Raw genomic sequence first — 19,558 nt, forward strand, 5'->3', positions numbered from 1 at the left:
ACTCCTACAGGGTTTCGCTCGGACACAAAATTTGCGAACCACTCGGACACTGTGGGAGCGGAGCTTGCCCGCGAAGGGGGCCTTGAGCCTTGCGGTGTCGATCCGGCCGTCATCGCCGGCAAGCCGGCTCCTACAGGGTTTCGCTCGGACACAAAATTTGCGAACCACTCGGACACTGTGGGAGCGGAGCTTGCCCGCGAAGGGGCCCTTGAGTCTTGCGGTGTCGATCCGGCCGCCATCGCCGGCAAGCCGGCTCCTACAGGGTTTGTATAACCACCTTCAGCCTTGTGCCGCACTCACTGCCTGCGGGCTCTGGCGCTCGGCCCGGACAAACCGATTGGCCCGCCCGAACGTCCCGAAATCATTGAAGCGCACGCCCATCTCGGCCATCACCTTGTGCGCCACCGGCGCGGTCATCTGGCGGATGTAGAACGGTTCCTTGACCACGAAATGATGAATCCCGTGGGTGCTGCCGAAGTTGAAACAGAACGCCTGCAACGGCCACAGCCACCAGGGATTGAGCACCTGGGTCTGCTGGATCACATTGCCCGCTTCAAGATCCCCGTAATAGTGCATGTTCGAACTGACGAAATGCAGGCAAAAGGTCCGCAGCACATTCGGCCCGATAATCACCACCGCGGCGATATCGATCACCTGCATCACCGCCAGGGTATGGGCCGACCAGTCGATGGAGATGCCCAACAGACCGGCGATCCCGTTGGCCGCATGAAAACCAAGAAATACATACCACGCCCCCCAGTGCAGCAGCGCCAGCGGCGCATAGACCCGGAGCGTGCGCTTGAGGAGGGTGAACTTGTGGCTCCAGGTCTTGGCCCGCAGCATGCGGATCAACGAGGACATCACGTTGTCGCCGACCATCAACAGACGGGCAATCCCCCACGGCTCGCCATTGGTAATGGCGCGCTCCTCCATGTCCGCTTCAGTGCCGGAGACCTTGTGATGATTGAGGTGCAGATGGCGCCGAATCCACGGGTTGATGGTGCTCGGCCGCGCCAGCCAGACCAGTGCCAGCATCAGGTTGTGTGGCAGCCGTTGCTTACGGAAATACATGCTGTGGATCAGGTCGTGTTCCAGCTCGTGGGTCAGCGAGGCAAAAAAAGCATTCAGTAACAAACACCCCCACCAGGCCAGATAGCCGTCCACATAAAGCACCGCCGATCCGATCATGCCGGCCAGGGCAAACGCCAGGATGCCCGTGCCCAGGGCGTCCTGATGGTTCAGCAGCGGATAGCGTCGGCGCAATTCGACGCCCCGGGCCATGACCGTTTCACGAATACCGGCTGATCGTTGTTGAGCATTCAGGCGCTCGGGACTTGCGCAAACACCGTCCATGATTCCATCCTTTGGTTATTGATGTTCGTATCCTGCGCCGTCGCCGCATCAAAGGTCGTAGCCGCGAACGCCAACCCGTTGACCGGATACGCCAACATGCCCGAACCGACCTCGCTCTCCAGCTGGACCCGCGCCCTGCGCAAGCAGCTCGACGCCCTGGGCCTCGACAGCGCCGCCCTGTGCCGCGAAGCCGGGCTCGACCCGCAATTGATGGACGACCCCAACGCCCGCTACCCGCTGTCGGCCACCACGCGCCTGTGGGCGCTGGCCGTGGCCAACAGCGGCGACCCGGCCATCGGTTTGCGGGTCTCGCGGTTTGTCAGTCCGACCACTTTCCACGCCCTCGGCTACGCGCTGGTGGCCAGCGGCAGCCTGCGCGAGGTATTCGAACGGATCGTGCGTTATCACCACGTGGTCAGCGATGCCCTGGAACTGGAATTCAGCCGCGAGGGCGAACGTTATCGTTTTCGCCTGCAAGTGCCCAAGGACGGCCCGGCGCCCGCCCCCGAAGCCATCGATGCCTTCGTTTCGATCTATGTGCGCACCTGCCGCAACCGCCTGGGTCGCGATTACGCGCCGTTGGCGGTGTATCTGCGACGCCCGGCACCGGCCGATCCAACGCCCTGGCACACGGTGTTCCGCGCTCCGGTGTTCTTCGCCGCCGAGGAGGACCGGCTGGAGTTCGCCTGTAGCGATTTCGACAGCCACCTGGACGATGCCAACCCGGAACTGGCCGAGCACAACGAGACGGTGCTCAACCGCACCCTGGCGCAATTGAAGCCGCTGACCTGGGAGCGCCGCGTGCGTGAGGCCATCGAGGCCCAGTTGCCGGAAGGCGAGCCATCGGCGGAACGCATCGCCCAGACCCTGCATCTGAGCCTGCGCAGCCTGCAACGGCACCTGGCCGATGAAGGCGCGCGCTACGACACCCTGCTCAACGAATGTCGGGAGAACCTCGCACTGCTGCACCTACGCGACCCGCAGTGCTCGCTGAGCGAGGTCAGCTATCTGCTCGGTTTTGCCGACACCAGCAGCTTCAGCCGAGCGTTCAAGCGCTGGACCGGGATCACTCCGGGGCAGTTTCGCGACGGCTTGCGCTGAGCGCACCAGTAACAGATTTTCACTCACTCGCCACGGAACGCAGGCGCTCCAGATCGAGGATCTCGAGCCCGCCATAGTGGGTGCGCAGGATGCCCTGCTGCTGGAAATCCTGGAGGATCTGGTTGGTGGTCTGGCGCGACAGCGACAACATCGCCGCCAACTGCTCCTGGGACACCTCGATCAATTGTCGCGAACGGTTCAGTTCGCCGTAGCCTTCGGCAATCAATAACAGACGGTGCGCCAGGCGCGCCGGGGCCGACATCAGGCTCAACTGTTCCAGGCCGAGAAAGGTCAGGCGCAGTTTCTGGCTCATCAGCAAGGCGAACTGCCGCCAGTACTCCGGATGTTCGTCGAGCAGCTTGAGTAAAACATCCTGAGGCACCTGCAACAGAATGGTATGCCCCACGGCATAGGCATCGTGGGTCCGTGGCAGGCCATCGAACAGAGAAATCTCGCCGAACCAGTAAGGCAGTTCGATCACCCCGAGCAAGGCCTCCTTGCCCTTCTCGCTGAGGGTCCCGACCCTGATCGAACCTTCCAGCACCGCATACAGCCCGCACGGCGGATCGCCGCGCTGGAACAGGCGCTGGCCGGGCGTCAGGCGCCGGCCCTTGGCGGCGGCGAGCAGGCTATCCTGCAAGTGAGCGGGCAGGTGGTTGAACCAGTGTCCGGTCAGCAGGCGCGAGCGCCAGGCAGATACATCCATGAGAACTCCGAGACGATTGTCGTGTAGCTGACAGAGTGAAGGTTTCGCGTAGGGCATGATCCCATCACCCTACAGGAGGAATAACAATGAAAAACCTCGTCGAGCATCTCAGTCAATACGCCGACTATCACCGTGACCCGCGCAATATCGCCAGCCACTTCATCGGCATTCCCCTGATCGTGGTCGCCGTGGCGGTGTTGTTGTCACGGCCGGAGTGGCCGGTGGCCGGGCTCGGGATCAGCCCCGCAGTGTTTTTGGCGGTGGTCGCGGCGGTGTTTTATCTGCGCCTGGAACGGGACCTCGGACTGCTGATGACAGTGCTGCTCGGCCTATCCGTTTGGGCGGGCCAAACCCTCGCGGCACAGAGCACGCTGGTGTGGTTGGCGAGCGGAATCGGCCTGTTCGTGATCGGCTGGGCGATCCAGTTCGTCGGGCATTACTACGAAGGGCGCAAGCCGGCGTTTGTCGATGATCTCAGCGGGCTGATCGTCGGGCCGTTGTTCGTGGTGGCGGAGTTGTTGTTTTTGCTCGGGCTGCGCCAGGGCTTGAAACGCGCCATCGAGGAACGTTCAGGCCCGGTCGCCTTGCGCAGTAAAAATATCTCGGTATGAAACGGCGGGTACCGGAGCGCTGAGCACTCGCTCCGGTTCGATCCTTCAGCCGCAACCGACCTGCCCCCGTCCCCTCACTTGAGATCCTTGATCAGCACATCGGCGGCCTGGAACGACAGCGCGGCGATGGTCAGGCTCGGGTTGGAGGTCCCGCTGCTGGGGAACACCCCATCGCCGACCAGGAACAGGTTGGCGTGATCCCAACTGCGCTGATCCTTGTTGACCACCGAGGTCCTCGGATCGGCGCCCATGCGGTAAGTGCCCATCAGGTGCCCGGCCCCCTGGAAAGGGTAACGCTGGCCCTCGTAGTCGAAAATACCGGCATTGAAGGCAGGGTCTGGATTGAGGTCGGTCAGCTCGGTGGCCCCCAGCAACTCCTTGATGATGTAGCTGGCGGCGATACGTGCCTGCTTGAACCCTTCCTTGGTGTAGTTGGACAGGTCATAGTGGATCTCGGGTCGCGGGATACCCAGGCGATCCTTGTAAACGGCCGAAGGGCTGATGTAGCAGTTGGCACGGTCCGGATCATCTTCCACCTGCTCCACCAGGAAGCCGATGCGGAACTGGCGGATCAACCGGTCGTTGAGGGCCTTGATCAACGCGCTGCCATAGAGCGTCTGTGTTGGCTGGTCGGTGCCCGGCAGTGGATTGCTCTTACTGGCGTTCTTGCCATCGACCAGGTCGGAAACCGTGGTATAGGGGTCACCGACCGGCCAGTTCCAGCCTTCATTTCCGATCTCTATCCGCCAGGCCGCGCGCTGGCGGCGAAACGCCCCGTCGCGCAGGCTCTCGATACCGGCGGTGGACACCGGTCCACGATATGGGAACACCGATTTCCCCTCCGGCATCATCCCCCAGGCGAGATAGATCGGATGGTCCGACAGGCTGCGCCCGACCTGCCCGCTGCTGTTGGCAACGCCGTGAGGCCACTGGGTGCTGGTGGAGTTGAGCAACAATTTGGGGGTCTCAATGGCATGTGCGGCGATCACATAACGCTGCGCGGTCGCCACCCCGGTACCGGTGGGTGGGCCATCGCCGAGTTGATACTGGATGAATTCGATGCCGCTGATGCCCTTGTCCGCCGCCACCGTCACCCGACTGGCCACGGTCTTGTAGAGCACCCGCACATTGCCGGTTTCCAGGGCCTTGTTCAGGGTCACCGTGGCATCGTACTTGGCCTGGATCGGACAGATCGGCGTGCAGTTGGTATTGCCCGCGCACACTCGTCGGCCGGCATAAGGCTCGGAGTTCCGGCCAGCGGGAGTCGGACTCACCACCAGCGGCAAGCCGGCGAACGACTTGCCCTGTACCGCCTGCACAAAGCTGCCGTCAACCAGTGACAGGGGAATGCTGTGCATCGGAAACTCGTAACCTTGCGAGAAGGTCAGGCCCAGGTAGCCCTGGTCGGCTACCGCGGCCGACACACCGATCTCCTCCTCGGCCCGGCAATAGGCGCTCTGCAAATCGTCATAGCCAATCGGCCAGTCGACGCCGACACCGTAAAGAGTCTTTAGGCGGAAGTCGTTGGGCAGCATCCGCAGGCAGGTGCCGACCCAATGCCAGGTGGTGCCGCCACCGACGCGCTCATAGGTGCTGGCGAAGGCCAGCGGACCTTTCTGTACCAGATAACTGATATTCGGGTCCTTCCAGCCATTGATCAGATCGGCGATGGTGGGCCGTGGCGCGTTTTGCATGGCGGGGTTGAGCTCGGGGTGCAGCACAGGCTCCAGCGTGCTGGCCGGCGGGTAAGGCGACTCCGGCGTTTTCAGGGTGGCGGTGTAGAAGCGCTCCATGTATTCGCTGCGGTTGGCCGGTATCGACGGACCCGACTCCAACACCAGGACCTTCACTCCAGCCAGGCCCAACTGGTAGGCGATGATGCTGCCCGCCAGGCCGGCACCGACGATGACCACATCCGCATGTTCAGTGCTCATGACCAGGCTCCTTGTTTTGCACTCGCCGGTACGCCGGTGAAAGCCTCCAGGCTCGGCGGTGTTTCACTCCAATAACCGAAATGAAACTGGCTGTAGCCCATGGGATGGGCCTGCGCGACCTTCCACGCCCAACTCTCCTGATAGGCCAGGTCAGAGACCACCCATTGCCGGTCCTTCTTGGAGAAACCGACGTTATAGGGTTGGTACCAGACCCCCAGCAGCCAGAGCTTCATGATCGAACGGGCCGCCTCGGCGGTTTGCGTCTGAGCCGGCTGTGCGCCACTCATGAGGATCGCCTGGGCAATCTGGTCAGGCGTCTGATGATCGGCCAGCAGCGTCGCATACTGGCTGAGCAGCGCGGTAAGCACCCGGTCCGTAAGCTTGGGCCGGATGTAGGTCAGAAATTGCGGTGCCAGTGCGATGGGATCGATCGGTGGCGCCAGCTTGTCGGCCGAAATACCCAGCAGGGCCGAGGACAAACCGATGAAATTATCCAGATCAGTACTCATGGCTTACTCCCTGTGCCCGTGGTGGATTGGGCACGTTCAAGCAAATAGGTGAAGTCGGCAAAAGCGGTACGCGGGTTCTGCGTCACACGGGTCGTGGCGTTGTTATGGCATTCCATGCAACTGGACGACGCCTGCGGCACCGAGCCCTGGATAAAGGTTTCCAGGGTGGTGTTGGCCAGGAAGGTCGGCGCCGGAGTGCCCAGCGGGTTGGTCGGGGACGGCACCTCGCAGTCGGCGGCCGGTTGGGTCGGCCACTGGGTGCTGATCAACTGGTAGTTGGCCCAGACACTATTGCGATTCACCGTGCGCAGCAGGCTCTGATAGGTGCTGTTCAAGGTCTTGGTCGCCGCGCTCAAGGGGGTCTCACGCACGATTTGCGAAGGCGTGGCCTTGACCGCCGGGTTCCAGGGACGCGGCGGCGGTTGATTGACCGGCGCGTTGCTGGCTGCGTTGTAGAACAGGTAAGGTCCTGTGCGCTGCGCCAGCGGCGTGGTCTTTTCCGGCACATTGTCCACGTGCTCGAAGGTCGACCAGACCCACTGCGGCGCACCGGCGGTCTTGTGCACGATGTGCAGCCCCACCAACCCCACCGGCTCGGCCTTGCAGGACTCGGCAACGATAGGCCCATGGGTCGGATCGCTGTTGCCGGGGGTGTAGACCAGAGCATCGACTGTATGGAAGCGCGAGCGCTGGTCATTGCCGTCAAGCACCTTCCAGGACGCCTTGACCATGACCGCCCCGACTTGCCGGGTCTTGTTCGAGCCACAGCTGAACGCCACGCGATTGTGCGGGTTGGCCGCGAAGAACGCCTGTTGTCCCTGGACGCTGTAGAGCCCCTTGCCGGTGATGTCGTTGAACATCGACTGGTTCACCACAATCTCGTTGCGGGTGTAAGTCCCGGTCTGATCCACCAACGGGCCACTCTGGAACGGCTGGATAAACTCATCCAGCACGTCCGGGACCTTGCCCATCTGTTGCAACAGGCGCCCGGACTTGAGGCCCTCGCAGGCCTTGGGAAGGGTCGGCGGGGCACTCCAGCCAGCGGGGGTCTGGCCCTTGGGCAGAAAGATCTGATAACTCTCTCGCCAGCTTTCCCAGACAGTGGCGCCATCCTGCTTGCCAATCTGGACACCGGTATTGGGATTACCGTTCTCCAATGCCGGCCAGTTCAGAGCGATAAAGGTCTGCCATGACAGCACATCGAAATCCTGTTGCAGGCTGCTCAGCGTAGGGGCTGGTGGAGTGACCACCGTGACATCGAAGGGAATTTGCGTCGACAACGTGGGGGCGGCGAAGGTCATGGGACTCAGCAGCGCGCAAAACAAAGCACCACCCAGAGCAGGGCAGGGCCGACAGACTTCCATTTTCATGCGTGTATCTCCTTGGCATCAGGCTAACCAGGAGGTAAAACGCCGGTCCTTCAAAGACTCTTTAACTGCGCCCTCCTGGCATAACCAGCAGCGTAGATAAGGATTCGAAAGGTCATGGAGCGCTTGTTAGATCGAAATGAACTAAAGGCAATAGCTAATAGCCGTATTTTTTGGAAAGCCCCACGGCAGCACGCCGACCGGCCAACGCGAGGAGAAAAGCGCGGACAGCAGCGGGCAAGCCATCGAAGCGTCGACGGCTCGCCCGGACGTTTCAGAGAGTGGCGAGTTTCTGCCAGACCTTGGGCTTGAAGAACAAGGTTTCCCCCCGCGTCAGGCCGATCAGGCTGTCGTGGTCCTTCACCACTTCGGCTTCGATCAGTTCGCTCTGGCCTTCAACCTTCAAGGTCACCCGGGTCGTCGCACCCAGCGGACGGATATCGCGCACTTCGGCGGCATGGTGGTCTTCCAGCTCATGGCGCGACAGCGACACTTCATGGGGCCGGAACAGCACATGGTTGTCGTCCCCCAGGTGCAGGCGGTTGGAGTCACCGAGGAAGTGGTAGACGAAATCACTGGCCGGGTTCTCATAGACCTCGCCCGGTGAGCCGATCTGCTCGATCACGCCCTTGTTCATCACCACGATACGGTCGGCGACTTCCATCGCTTCTTCCTGATCGTGGGTCACGAACACCGAGGTCAGGTTGATATCTTCGTGCAGCCGCGCCAACCAGCGCCGCAGCTCCTTGCGGACCTTGGCATCCAGCGCGCCGAAGGGTTCGTCCAGCAGCAACACCTTGGGTTCCACCGCCAAGGCCCGGGCCAGGGCAATACGCTGGCGCTGACCACCGGACAACTGCTCCGGGTAACGGTCGGCCAGCCAATCGAGCTGCACCATGTTCAGCAGCTCATGGACCTTGGTCGCGATCTGGCTTGCGTTCGGGCGCTGGTTCTTCGGCTTCATGCGCAGGCCGAAGGCGACGTTGTCGAACACCGTCATATGCCGGAACAGCGCGTAGTGCTGGAACACGAAACCGACGTTGCGATCACGCACATCGTGGCCGGAAACGTCTTCGCCGTGGAACACGATACTGCCCTCATCCGGGGTTTCCAGCCCGGCGATGATCCGCAGCAAGGTGGTCTTGCCGCAACCGGACGGGCCGAGCAAGGCCACCAGCTCGCCGCTCTGGATATCCAGATTGATGCGGTCCAGGGCCTTGAAGGCATTGAAGTTCTTGCTGACATTACGGACTTCGATCGACATGACTTATTCCTCCGCGGCGCTGGCGCGCAGGCGGTTGATACGGTTTTCGCTCCACTGCTTGAGCAGCAGGATGAAGAGCGCCAGGATCAGCAACAGGCTCGCCACGGCGAACGCGGCCACGTGGTTGTATTCGTTGTAGAGGATCTCGACGTGCAGCGGCAGGGTATTGGTCACCCCGCGAATGTGCCCGGAAACCACCGACACCGCACCGAACTCGCCCATCGCCCGCGCGGTGCAGAGCACCACGCCGTAGATCAGGCCCCACTTGATGTTCGGCACGGTGACATGCCAGAACATCTGCCAGCCGTTGGCGCCCAGCAGGCGCGCGGCCTCTTCTTCCTGGGTGCCCTGCTCCTGCATCAGCGGGATCAGTTCCCGGGCGACGAAAGGCACGGTGACGAAGATGGTCGCCAGGACGATGCCCGGCAAGGCAAAGACGATCTGGATGTCGTGATCCGCCAGCCAGGGGCCGAAAAAGCCCTGGGCGCCGAACATCAGCACGTAGACCAGACCCGCAATCACCGGCGAGACCGAGAACGGCAGGTCGATCAGGGTCACCAGCATGCTCTTGCCACGGAACGAATACTTGCTCACGCACCAGGCGGCGCTGACCCCGAAGACCAGGTTCAGCGGCACCGAGATCAGCACGGCGATCACCGTCAGTTTCAGCGCCGAGAGGGCGTCCGGTTCGAAGATCGCGGTGAAGAACGCCCCCAGGCCGAGTTTCAGGCCCTGGGACACCACGATAAACAGTGGCAAGAGTAAAAACAGCGCAAAGATCAGCCAACCAAGGCTGATCAGGATACGCCGCGAAACGGCGCTGCCACGGCGGGCAGCGTTGGCCGACGAGGCGGCGGTAATAGACGATTGGGACATTTTCCGCGCCTCCTTATGGGGTTTCAATGCGCCGCTGCAACAAGTTGATCAGCAGCAACAGGACAAAGGAAACCACCAGCATCAGCACGCCGATGGAGGTCGCGCCGGTGTAGTCGTATTGGTCGAGCTTGACCATGATCAGCAGCGGCAGGATCTCGGTTTTCATCGGCATGTTGCCGGCGATGAAAATCACCGAACCGTACTCACCGACACCGCGGGCGAAGGCCAGGGCAAAACCGGTCAACCAGGCGGGCAGCAGCGCCGGCACCAGGATGTAGCGGAACACTTGCAAGGGCTTGGCCCCCAGGCAGGCGGCGGCCTCTTCGATTTCCCGGGGGATATCGGCCAGCACCGGCTGCACGGTGCGCACGACGAACGGCAGCGTGACGAAGGTCAGCGCCAGGGTAATGCCCAAGGGGGTGTAGGCGATCTTGAAACCGAGGTCGGCGGCGAACTGCCCCACCAGGCCTGTCGGCGTGTACAGCGCGGTCAGCGCGATACCGGCCACGGCGGTGGGCAAGGCGAACGGCAGGTCGATCATCGCATCGATGATCTTGCGACCGGGAAAGGTATAGCGCACCAGCACCCAGGCCAGCAGCGTACCGATAATGCCGTTGACGATCGCGGCGCACAGCGCGGTACCGAAGCTCAGTTTCAACGCCGCCAGCACGCGCGGCGCGCAGATGATGGCGTAGAACTGGTCCCAGGTGAGTTGCGCGGCATGTACAAACATCGCCGCCAGGGGGATGAGTACGATCAGGCTGAGGTACACCAAGGTGTAGCCCAGCGTCAGCCCGAAGCCGGGTATGACGGGGGAGATACGACGCGACATAAAAGTCCTTGGTTAACGGGTAGATACCACTGTAGGAGCGTCGACCGGCGGCTCCTACAGGTAGTGTGGCTTACTGCGCCGTGTAGATCTGGTCGAACACGCCACCATCATTGAAGAACTTCGGTTGGGCCGCTTTCCAGCCGCCGAAGTCTTTGTCGATAGTCACCAGATCCAGTTTAGGGAACTGTTGGGCGTACTTGGCGGCGATCTTCTCATCCCGTGGACGGTAGAAGTTCTTCGCGGCGATCTCCTGGCCAGCCGGGCTGTACAGGTGCTTGAGGTATTCAGTGGCGATCTCGCTGTTGCCCTTTTTCTCGGCATTCTTGTCGACCACGGCCACCGGTGGCTCGGCGAGGATCGACAGGGACGGCACGACGATATCGAACTTGTCGGCGCCGCCGTCTTCCTTCAAGGCCAGGAAGGCTTCGTTTTCCCAGGCCAGCAGCACGTCGCCCTGACCGTTGTTGACGAAGGTGATGGTCGAGCCGCGAGCGCCGGTGTCGAGGATCGGCACGTGCTTGAACAGCGCCTTCACGTATTCCTGAGCCTTGGCTTCGCTGCCGCCGGCTTTCAGGCCGTAGGCCCAGGCGGCGAGGAAGTTCCAGCGCGCACCACCGCTGGTTTTCGGGTTCGGGGTGATCACCGAGACATCTTTCTTGAGCAGGTCGCCCCAGTCCTTGATGCCCTTGGGGTTGCCCTTGCGCACCAGGAACACGATGGTCGAGGTGTAGGGGGTGCTGGCGTCCGGCAGGCGTTTTTGCCAGTCCTCGGGCAAGGTCTTGCCGAGCTTGGCGATTTCGTCGATATCGCCGGCCAGGGCCAGGGTCACTACGTCGGCACGCAGGCCGTCGATCACGGCGCGGCCTTGCTTGCCCGAACCGCCATGGGATTGCTGGATCTTCACATTGTCGCCAGGATGGGCCTGCTTCCAGAAGCGGGTGAATTCGGCGTTGTAGTCCTGGTACAGCTCACGGGTCGGGTCGTAGGACACGTTGAGCAACTCGTAATCCTTAGCAACGGCGGAACCGGCAAATACGGCACTGGCGAACGCGGCCAGGGCGTAACGGCGAATCGACGACATGCTGAAACTCCCGAAAATGTGGGTGTATTGGCTTTTTTCTGATGGCGCTTGCGGCCCGCATTCGGGCTCGAACGCTCTGGTGTTGACCGGGGCTCATGGGATGGCGCCCGCAGGTGATCAGTCGCGCCGCTGATTGAACAGAGGAAGACGCGCGGCTCAGCTGGGTTTGCTGCCCGGGTTTTGCAGACGGAATTTTTCCTTGCGTTCGATCTGGACCACTTGTGCGTTGTGAACGGTGATCTCGACGGCGCCGAAACGCAGGTCGCGCAAGGCGCTCTGGATCTCACGCAGAATGGTTGCTTCGTCCTGGCCGTCAACGCTACGCAGAGATGCGCTCATGGTCGTGCTCCTGAAATGAGAGTTGCCCCGGCAGTGGGGCACTGCTTGTGGCGTGAGGGCAATCTTAGACAGGCGAAGTTATTCTTAAAAATACTATTTAAGAATTTTAATATAACCAAAATATCATTAAGGGAACTGCAAGGAGTGGCCGCCGCTGCGCGTCGGATCGCCAGCAAGCCGGCGCCTACAGGAGATCGTGTCAAATGCAGGATTTCGTATGGCACAGCCCCAGTAACAGGGGCTGTGCCGGACAAGGGATTTGTGGAAGGCACAAATCCTGTGTGGGAGCCGGCTTGCCGGCGATGGCGTCCGGACAGACGGCGTAAGACTCAAGCGGTCAGGCAATCACCGGCGCGCACAACCAATCGAGCTTCTCCGCCGGCATCGGCCGTCCGAACCAGTAGCCCTGCCCCAGGTCGCAGGACTGATCAAGCAGGAAGCGCGCCTGCTCGGCCTGTTCGATGCCTTCGGCCTGGACCTGCATGCCCATGCTTTGCGCCAGGGCGATGACCACCCGGACAATCGCCGCATCGTCTTCGTCCCACGGCAAACCGGCGACGAAGCCCTGGTCGATCTTGAGTTTCTGCACCGGCAGCCGCTTGAGCCGCAGCAACGAGGAATACCCGGTGCCGAAATCGTCGATCGCCAGGCTCACCCCCAGTTCGCGCAAGCGATGCAGTTGCTCCAGCGCCACCTCCGGGTCGTCCATCACCGCGCTTTCGGTCACCTCCAGCTCCAACAACGCCGGGTCCAGACCGGTGTCGTCGAGCACCTTCGCCACCTGCTGGTACAGCTCGCGCCGGGCAAACAGGCGACTGGAGACGTTCACCGCGATAAACGACAGCTTCACGCCGTCCTGCAACCACTGGCACATCTGCTGGCAGGACTGCTGCATGACCCAGGCGTCGATCTCGGCGATCAGCCCGGTGCGCTCGGCAATCGGGATAAACTCGCCGGGCGACACCAACCCGCGCTGCGGATGTTCCCAGCGCACCAGGGCTTCGACCCCGATCAGCCGGCTGCTGCTCAGGTCATGCACCGGCTGGTAATAGACCCGCAACTCGTCCTGCTCCAGCGCCCGACGCAACTCACCCGCCATTTCCACCCGATGCTGGGCATGGGCGGTCAGTTCCTCGGTGTACAGGGCATAACCTTCACGCCCCGCGCTCTTGGCCTTGAACAAGGCCGAGTCGGCATTGCGCAGCAATTGCTCGGCATTCAACGAATCGCTGGGGAACAGGCTGATGCCGATACTGGCGCTGATAAACAACTGATGCCCATCGAGCTGGAACGGCTCCTTCAAACCCTCGATCACCCGCTGTGCCAGGGCCGCCGCTTGCACCACCTGTGGGCAGTTCTCCGCCAACACGGCGAACTCGTCACCGCCCAGGCGGGCCAGGCTGATGCCACTGCCGAACAGCTGCTGCAGGCGCTCGCCGACCGCCTTGAGCAATTGGTCGCCGATGTTGTGGCCGAGGCTGTCGTTGATGATCTTGAAGTGATCCAGGTCGATCAGCAGCAAGGCGCAACCGCGCTTGTGCACCTGCGCCGAGGCCAGCGCCTGGCTGGCGCGGTCGGTGAACAGCAGGCGATTGGGCAGGCCGGTCAGGGGATCGTAGTTGGCCAGTTGCGCCAGCTCGTGCTGCGAGTCCTTGATCGCGCTGATATCGGAAAACACCGCGACATACTGGCTGAGCTGCCCCAGATCGTCGTGGATCGCTCGGATCGTCTGCCACTGCGGATAGATTTCGCCGCTCTTGCGCCGGTTCCAGATCTCACCGCTCCACTCGCCGGTGGCCTCCAGCGCCTGATAGACCTTCTGGTAGAAGTCCGCCGAATGCCGGCCGGACTTGAACAGGTTCGGCCGCTCCCCCAGCACCTCGGCTTCCTGATAACCGGTAATGGCGACAAAGGCGCGGTTGACGTGGACGATCAAACCGTCCTTGTCGGTGACCAATACCCCCTCGCGGGTGCAATCGAACACCGCCGCGGCCTGGCGCAAGCGTTCACGATCCTCGGACCCGGGCTTCAAGTCCGGGACGGCATGGCCGAAACGCTGGTAACGGGCATGGATCAGGAAAATCAGCACGGCGCTGACACTCACCCACAGGTAGCCGCGAGCGATCTGCCAATGCACCAACTGCTCAGGGTCATCGAAAAAACTGCTCAACAGGTGCTGGCTGAGCTGGATCCAGAGGACCGACAGCAGCAGGTAAAGCAGACCTGACCTCAGGGCATTGCGATTTGAAATCGACATAAACGGTACTAATTCCCTCTAGAAACGCCAAACTGCCCTACAAATTGGCCGGAATTATAGAGTAAGAAACATCCCGCCACTCTTATCTGAAACAGCGACTGGTTTTCTCTGTGGGCTCGGTGATAATGCACGGGCTGTTCTTTACTTTTTCGAGGGCCATACAGCCTATGTGGTACAACGGTTTTCTTGACCTGTCAGCCTGGCAAGTAGTGGCGGTCACCCTGTTGATGACCCACGTGACCATTGTCGGCGTCACGGTCTATCTGCATCGCTATTCGGCCCACCGCTCCCTGGAGCTCAACGGTGGCCTGAAACACTTTTTCCGCTTCTGGCTGTGGCTGACCACGGCACAGAATACTCGCGAGTGGACCGCGATCCACCGTAAACATCACGCAAAATGTGAAACCGTCGACGACCCCCACAGTCCGGTGATCCTCGGCCTGTCCACGGTTCTGCGTACCGGTGCCGAGCTATACCGGGCCGAGGCCAGCAACCCCGAGACCCTGCGCATCTACGGCAAGAACTGCCCGGACGACTGGCTCGAGCAGCGCCTCTATTCGCGCTACAAAATGCTCGGTATCGCCCTCATGGCGGTGATCGACCTGCTGCTGTTCGGCGCCATCGGCATCACCGTCTGGGCCATCCAGATGATGTGGATTCCCTTCTGGGCCGCCGGCGTGATCAACGGCCTGGGCCACGCGGTCGGTTATCGCAACTTCGAATGCCGTGACGCCGCCACCAACCTGATGCCCTGGGGCATCCTGATCGGCGGCGAAGAGCTGCACAATAACCACCATACCTACCCCAACTCGGCCAAGCTGTCGGTCAAGAAATGGGAATTCGACCTGGGCTGGGCCTGGATCAAGGTCTTCAGTTTCCTGGGACTGGCCAAGGTGCAACGTGTCGCGCCCATCGCCCACCGGGTCGAAGGCAAGGGTCACCTGGACATGGACACGGCCATGGCGATCCTCAACAATCGCTTCCAGATCATGGCCCAGTACCGCAAGCTGGTGATCGCCCCGCTGGTGCAACAGGAGCTGGCCAAGGTCGATCATTCGGTACGCCATCAGTTCCGCCGGGCCAAGCGCCTGCTGTCGCGGGAAACCAGCCTGCTCAGCGAAAACCACCAGGTGCGCATCGAAACCATGCTCGCCCATAGCCAGGCACTCAAGGTAATTTACGAGAAACGCCTGGCCCTGCAACAGATCTGGGTCAAGACCAGCTCAAATGGCCACGATATGCTTGCCGCGATCAAGGATTGGGTCCACGAAGCCGAGGCCAGCGGCATCCAGTCGTTGCGCGACTTCGCCGATCAGCTGAAAACCTACTCGTTGCGTCCCTCGGTTGCCTGACACCGTTGATCGGCGCGCCCCTTCCAGGGGCGTGCCGAGCGGAACTTAGCGGCCCTGGCCCTATCTCAAAAACACGTCGCCATCCCGGCGGGTTGTAGCGTGGCCGTGCCGCCTTAACGGTCGGCACGTCCTGTGAGATGAGTGCCGATGGTCAACAAGAATTCGAAACCGCCTTCCCTCCCACAGTGGCCAAAAGCCGCTGAAACCCTGCTGGCCTTGATGCACGCCCAGGCGGAAGTCGCCCGCCTGGGCGAACGCGAACAACTCTTCAGTTCACTGCTGGTCAGCGTCAATGCGGTGCTCTGGGCACTGGACTGGGATACCCAGCAGATGCTCTATGTCAGCCCCGCCTACGAGCGGATCTTTGACCGCTCGGCCGGCCTGCTTCTGGCCGACTACCGCGAATGGCGCAACAGCATCTACCCCGACGACCTCGACTACGCCGAGCGCAGCCTGGCCCAGGTGCTGGAAAAAGGTTCGGTGGAGGATCGCGAGTACCGCATCATCAGTGCCGACGGGCAGATTCGCTGGCTCAGCGACAAGTGCTTCATCAGTCGCCATGCCGAGCCGCGGCAACGGGTGATCGTGGTCGGCATCGCTGAGGACATCACCGAGAAGAAAGCGCTGGAAGACGAGTTGCAGCGCCTGGCCACCACCGATGTGCTGACCGGCAGCAGCAACCGCCGGCACTTTTTCGACAGTGCCCATCGCGCCTTCGAAGAGGCCCGCCTGCAGAATTCGCCCCTGGCGTTCCTGCTGCTCGACATCGATGACTTCAAGCTGATCAACGACACCTACGGCCACCCCGAAGGCGACCTGGTGTTGCAGCGGATCGCCGAAACCGGACGCGGTGCGCTGCGCATTGGCGATCTGTTCGGTCGGATTGGCGGTGAAGAATTCGCCGCGCTGCTGCCCGGCTGCGCACCGGAGATGGCCCGGCAGATCGCCGAGCGCCTGCAACGGGAGATCCAGCGCCTGAGCTTCAGCCACGACGGCAAAGGCTTCGGCGTTACTGTCAGCCAGGGCCTGACCAGCCTGACACCGGAGGACGAGAGCCTCGATCCGCTGTTCGCCCGGGCGGACAGCGCGATGTACCAGGCCAAGCGCCAGGGCAAGAACCAGATCGTACTGGCGTAACCCCCGTTGTAGAGGCCGTCTTGCCCCTGGACTCGCAACGCCGGTCAACGCAATCACTGTGGGGGCCGGCTTGCCGGCGATGAGGCCAGCAAGCCTTGCATTGATCTCACGGCCGCCATCGCCGGCAAGCCGGCTCCTACAGGGTTATGTGTACAACCCGGAGGCGGGGGATCATCAGTTTTTGCGCAAACGCATCAACTCCGGCAACCCGACTTTGAGCAAGCGCGCCGTGCGGCTCTTGGCGATTTCTTCAACGCCCTCATGGGGCGTCAGCCGCGCCATTTGCGCCGCCAGGTTCATCACCAGGGCCTCGCGCGAGTAAACCCCGCCACCGAGCTGATAGACCGCCGCAATCAGCTCCCGCAACTCCAGCGGCAGACGCCAGCGCGTGCGCAGCGCCGAACCGAAGCCGGCGCCAAGGGCATAGAGCGATTCGCCGATCAGTTCATCATCCAGCTCACCGCCCGCGCTCAGCCACTCTTGCAAACACCGCAACAAGGCCAGGTCACCCAGACGATGCAACAACCCGGCGCAATAACAACGCTCCTGATCCAGATCGAGCAAGCGCGCCAGGGAGTAGCCATATTCGGCCGTGTGCAGCGACAACTCCCAGTAACGCTCGGCGTAGTCACCCAGGGCCGCATCACTGAGCCGGGCGCTGCGCTTGAGAGTCAGGCCGAGGATCAGGTTCATGCTCTGCGCCGCACCGAGCCGTTGCAACGCCTGGGCCAGAGTCTGCACCGCACTGCCATGATGCTGGGCCGCACTGTTGGCTGCCGCGATCAGCACGGCGGTGATTTGCGGGTCGGTGCGGATTTCCTGCTCCAGCAGCTTCAGGTCAAGGCCGCCGGGATTGAGGCTGCGGTTGACCGCCACCTGTACATCCGCCATCAGCGGCGCACCGTCCGACTCCTCGCGACGGCGTTCGAGAAACTTCGCCACGGTCATGCCCGGTACCAGGGCCGGAATTTCGCACGAGACCGCCTGTCCTGCATCCAGCAACAGATCCTGCAGGCGCTGGGTCAGGCTCTCCATATTCAGCGGTTTGGTCAGGTAAGCCGTCGGTTGCAGCGGCAGGATTTCCCGCACGCTGGCCACGTCGTTACGCGAGCCCACCAGAATGAACGGCAGTGGCGGAGTGCGTTTTTTCTGACGCAGGCCGCGCAGCAGGCTCAGGCCATCGACACCCGGCAACTCCCAGTCCGCAATCACCAGATCGAAGGCTTGCTCGCTGAGCAACTCAAGCGCGTGGTGGCCATCAGCACAGATTTCCAATCGGGCATCACAACGCACGTTCAACAGCACCTGCTTCAACAGGTCCCGTGACCAAGGCTCCGCCTCGACAATCAACACACGGGGTACAGCGGGTAAATCCACAGCAGTCATCAAGCACTCTCCGAGAGCAATCCTGACACATTAGTCAATACACGCAGGCAGATACAGCCAAAAGCCACTATTACGCCGCCGTGAAACAAAAAAACCCGCCGAAGCGGGTCTTTTTGTCTATCGAGTCACAACTCAGGCGAGTTCAGCGAAGCACTCTTCGATGATTGCCAGGCCTTTGTCCAACTGCTCGTCCGGCGAGGTCAGCGGAACCAGTACGCGCAACACGTTGCCGTAGGTGCCGCAGGACAGCAGGATCAGGCCCTTGTCACGGGCCTTGGCCACGACCTGAGCCACAGCGGCCGCGTTCGGCTTGTGGCTGTCGCCGCCTTCGAACAGCTCGATCGCGATCATCGCGCCCAGGGCCCGCACTTCACCGATCACCGCCGGGTACTTGGCCTGAATCTTCTTCAGACCGGTCACCAGGCGCTCGCCGACCGCTTTGCAGCGATCCAGCAGGTGCTCTTCCTCAAACACTTCCATCACGGCCAGGGCCGCGGCGCAAGCGATCGGGCTACCGGCGTAGGTGCCGCCGAGGCCGCCGGGCGCAATGGCGTCCATGTATTCGGCCTTGCCGCAGACACCGGCCAACGGGAAGCCGCCGGCAATGGATTTGGCGAAAGTGGTCAGGTCGGCGGCAACGCCCATCTGCTCCATGGCGAAGAAGGTACCGGTACGACCGGCGCCGGTTTGCACTTCGTCGGCGATCAGCAGGATGCCGTGCTGGTCGCACAAGGCGCGCAGGCGCTGCATAAACGCTTTAGGCGCGACGTAGAAACCGCCTTCGCCCTGGACCGGCTCGATGATGATCGCGGCGATATCACGGGGCTCGGCGTCGTTCTTGAAGATGCGCTCGATGCTGGCGATGGAGTCGTCGATGCTCACGCCGTGCAGTTCGTTCGGGTACAGCGCGCGGAAGATGCCGCCTGGCATCAGGCCCATGCCGGCCGAGTAAGGCACGACTTTACCGGTCAGGCCCAGGGTCATCATGGTGCGACCGTGGTAGGCGCCGGTGAAGGCGATCACGCCGGCGCGGCCAGTGGCGGCACGGGCGATTTTCACGGCGTTTTCCACGGCTTCGGAACCGGTGGTGACCAGCAGGGTTTTCTTGGCGAAATCACCCGGGACCTTGGCGTTGATTTTTTCGCACAGCTCTACGTAGGGTTCGTAGGCCAGGACCTGGAAGCAGGTGTGAGTCAGCTTGTTCAACTGCTCGGTCACCGCGGCGATGATTTTCGGGTGCAGGTGACCGGTGTTGAGCACGGCGATACCGCCGGCGAAGTCGATGAACTCGCGACCTTCGACGTCGGTCACCGTGGCGTTCTTCGCGTGGTCGGCGAAGATCGGGTGGATCTGGCCGACGCCGCGCGGTACAGCGGCTTCGCGGCGTTTCATCAGGGATGCGTTGGTCTTGCTCATGGTGTCCTCATTCACCGCTCATCGGGCGGCGTGGTTC

Annotated in this window: 16 protein-coding genes and 1 pseudogene; 4 read left to right on the forward strand and 13 right to left on the reverse strand. The window is 62.0% G+C overall.

What is annotated here, in order from left to right; all coding sequences use genetic code 11:
• Positions 1 to 279 precede the first annotated feature (279 nt).
• The gene (locus tag AC07VG_RS25890; RefSeq protein WP_495022133.1) at positions 280 to 1,353 is read right to left on the reverse strand and encodes a fatty acid desaturase; all 1,074 of its coding nucleotides are present in this window, start codon (positions 1,351 to 1,353) and stop codon (positions 280 to 282) included.
• Positions 1,354 to 1,449: 96 nt separating this feature from the next.
• Here AC07VG_RS25890 and AC07VG_RS25895 point away from each other — a divergent pair, with 96 nt between their 5' ends.
• Positions 1,450 to 2,454, forward strand: coding sequence for an AraC family transcriptional regulator (locus AC07VG_RS25895; RefSeq protein WP_495022134.1), 1,005 nt, complete (start codon positions 1,450 to 1,452; stop codon positions 2,452 to 2,454).
• Positions 2,455 to 2,473: 19 nt separating this feature from the next.
• Here the strand turns inward: AC07VG_RS25895 and AC07VG_RS25900 are convergent, their stop codons facing one another.
• Positions 2,474 to 3,160, reverse strand: a complete 687-nt coding sequence (locus AC07VG_RS25900) for a Crp/Fnr family transcriptional regulator (protein WP_495003030.1) — start codon at positions 3,158 to 3,160, stop codon at positions 2,474 to 2,476.
• 86 nt (positions 3,161 to 3,246) lie between these two features.
• Between AC07VG_RS25900 and AC07VG_RS25905 the strand changes: the two genes are divergently transcribed.
• Entirely contained in the window at positions 3,247 to 3,771 is a 525-nt protein-coding gene (locus tag AC07VG_RS25905) for an Mpo1 family 2-hydroxy fatty acid dioxygenase (RefSeq protein WP_495003029.1), read from the forward strand.
• An 80-nt stretch (positions 3,772 to 3,851) separates the two neighbouring features.
• On the opposite strand, the pseudogene AC07VG_RS25910 reads toward AC07VG_RS25905, so the two are convergent.
• From AC07VG_RS25910 to dibA, 9 genes and pseudogenes are all read right to left on the reverse strand, one after another.
• Positions 3,852 to 5,705: pseudogene (locus AC07VG_RS25910) on the reverse strand (GMC family oxidoreductase); the annotation flags it as partial.
• On the reverse strand, positions 5,702 to 6,214 hold the full coding sequence (locus AC07VG_RS25915; RefSeq protein WP_495003028.1) for a sorbitol dehydrogenase: 513 nt from the start codon (positions 6,212 to 6,214) through the stop codon (positions 5,702 to 5,704). The pseudogene AC07VG_RS25910 and the gene AC07VG_RS25915, both read right to left, overlap by 4 nt.
• Positions 6,211 to 7,584, reverse strand: a complete 1,374-nt coding sequence (locus AC07VG_RS25920) for a cytochrome C (protein ID WP_495003027.1) — start codon at positions 7,582 to 7,584, stop codon at positions 6,211 to 6,213. Before AC07VG_RS25920 ends, AC07VG_RS25915 begins: the two co-directional genes overlap by 4 nt.
• A gap of 271 nt (positions 7,585 to 7,855) precedes the next feature.
• Complete coding sequence (locus AC07VG_RS25925) at positions 7,856 to 8,845, reverse strand: sulfate/molybdate ABC transporter ATP-binding protein (RefSeq protein ID WP_495003026.1); 990 nt, start codon at positions 8,843 to 8,845, stop codon at positions 7,856 to 7,858.
• 3 nt (positions 8,846 to 8,848) lie between these two features.
• Positions 8,849 to 9,721: a sulfate ABC transporter permease subunit CysW gene (gene cysW / locus AC07VG_RS25930; protein ID WP_495003025.1), complete on the reverse strand. Its 873-nt coding sequence runs from the start codon at positions 9,719 to 9,721 to the stop codon at positions 8,849 to 8,851.
• Between the two features lie 13 nt (positions 9,722 to 9,734).
• Positions 9,735 to 10,553, reverse strand: a complete 819-nt coding sequence (gene cysT, locus AC07VG_RS25935) for a sulfate ABC transporter permease subunit CysT (protein ID WP_495022135.1) — start codon at positions 10,551 to 10,553, stop codon at positions 9,735 to 9,737.
• Between the two features lie 70 nt (positions 10,554 to 10,623).
• Positions 10,624 to 11,634: a sulfate ABC transporter substrate-binding protein gene (locus AC07VG_RS25940; RefSeq protein ID WP_495003023.1), complete on the reverse strand. Its 1,011-nt coding sequence runs from the start codon at positions 11,632 to 11,634 to the stop codon at positions 10,624 to 10,626.
• A 156-nt stretch (positions 11,635 to 11,790) separates the two neighbouring features.
• On the reverse strand, positions 11,791 to 11,973 hold the full coding sequence (gene oscA, locus AC07VG_RS25945) for a sulfur starvation response protein OscA (protein WP_040071968.1): 183 nt from the start codon (positions 11,971 to 11,973) through the stop codon (positions 11,791 to 11,793).
• A gap of 337 nt (positions 11,974 to 12,310) precedes the next feature.
• Positions 12,311 to 14,230 carry a phosphodiesterase DibA gene (dibA, locus tag AC07VG_RS25950; RefSeq protein WP_495003022.1) on the reverse strand — a complete coding sequence of 640 codons (1,920 nt, stop codon included), beginning with the start codon at positions 14,228 to 14,230 and terminating at the stop codon, positions 12,311 to 12,313.
• A gap of 167 nt (positions 14,231 to 14,397) precedes the next feature.
• Between dibA and desA the strand changes: the two genes are divergently transcribed.
• Together desA and AC07VG_RS25960 are read left to right on the forward strand one after the other, a co-directional pair.
• Positions 14,398 to 15,582, forward strand: a complete 1,185-nt coding sequence (gene desA, locus AC07VG_RS25955; protein WP_495003021.1) for a delta-9 fatty acid desaturase DesA — start codon at positions 14,398 to 14,400, stop codon at positions 15,580 to 15,582.
• Positions 15,583 to 15,729: 147 nt separating this feature from the next.
• A complete protein-coding gene (locus AC07VG_RS25960) occupies positions 15,730 to 16,719 on the forward strand; it encodes a GGDEF domain-containing protein (RefSeq protein WP_495022136.1) in 990 nt (329 codons plus the stop codon).
• Between the two features lie 174 nt (positions 16,720 to 16,893).
• Here AC07VG_RS25960 and AC07VG_RS25965 read toward each other — a convergent pair whose 3' ends face one another.
• Together AC07VG_RS25965 and gabT are read right to left on the reverse strand one after the other, a co-directional pair.
• Entirely contained in the window at positions 16,894 to 18,105 is a 1,212-nt protein-coding gene (locus AC07VG_RS25965; protein ID WP_495003019.1) for an HDOD domain-containing protein, read from the reverse strand.
• A gap of 132 nt (positions 18,106 to 18,237) precedes the next feature.
• A complete protein-coding gene (gabT, locus tag AC07VG_RS25970; protein WP_495003018.1) occupies positions 18,238 to 19,521 on the reverse strand; it encodes a 4-aminobutyrate--2-oxoglutarate transaminase in 1,284 nt (427 codons plus the stop codon).
• Between the last annotated feature and the right edge of the window lie 37 nt (positions 19,522 to 19,558).

The sequence above is a fragment of the Pseudomonas sp. GW821-FHT03C07 genome, assembly GCF_059420925.1.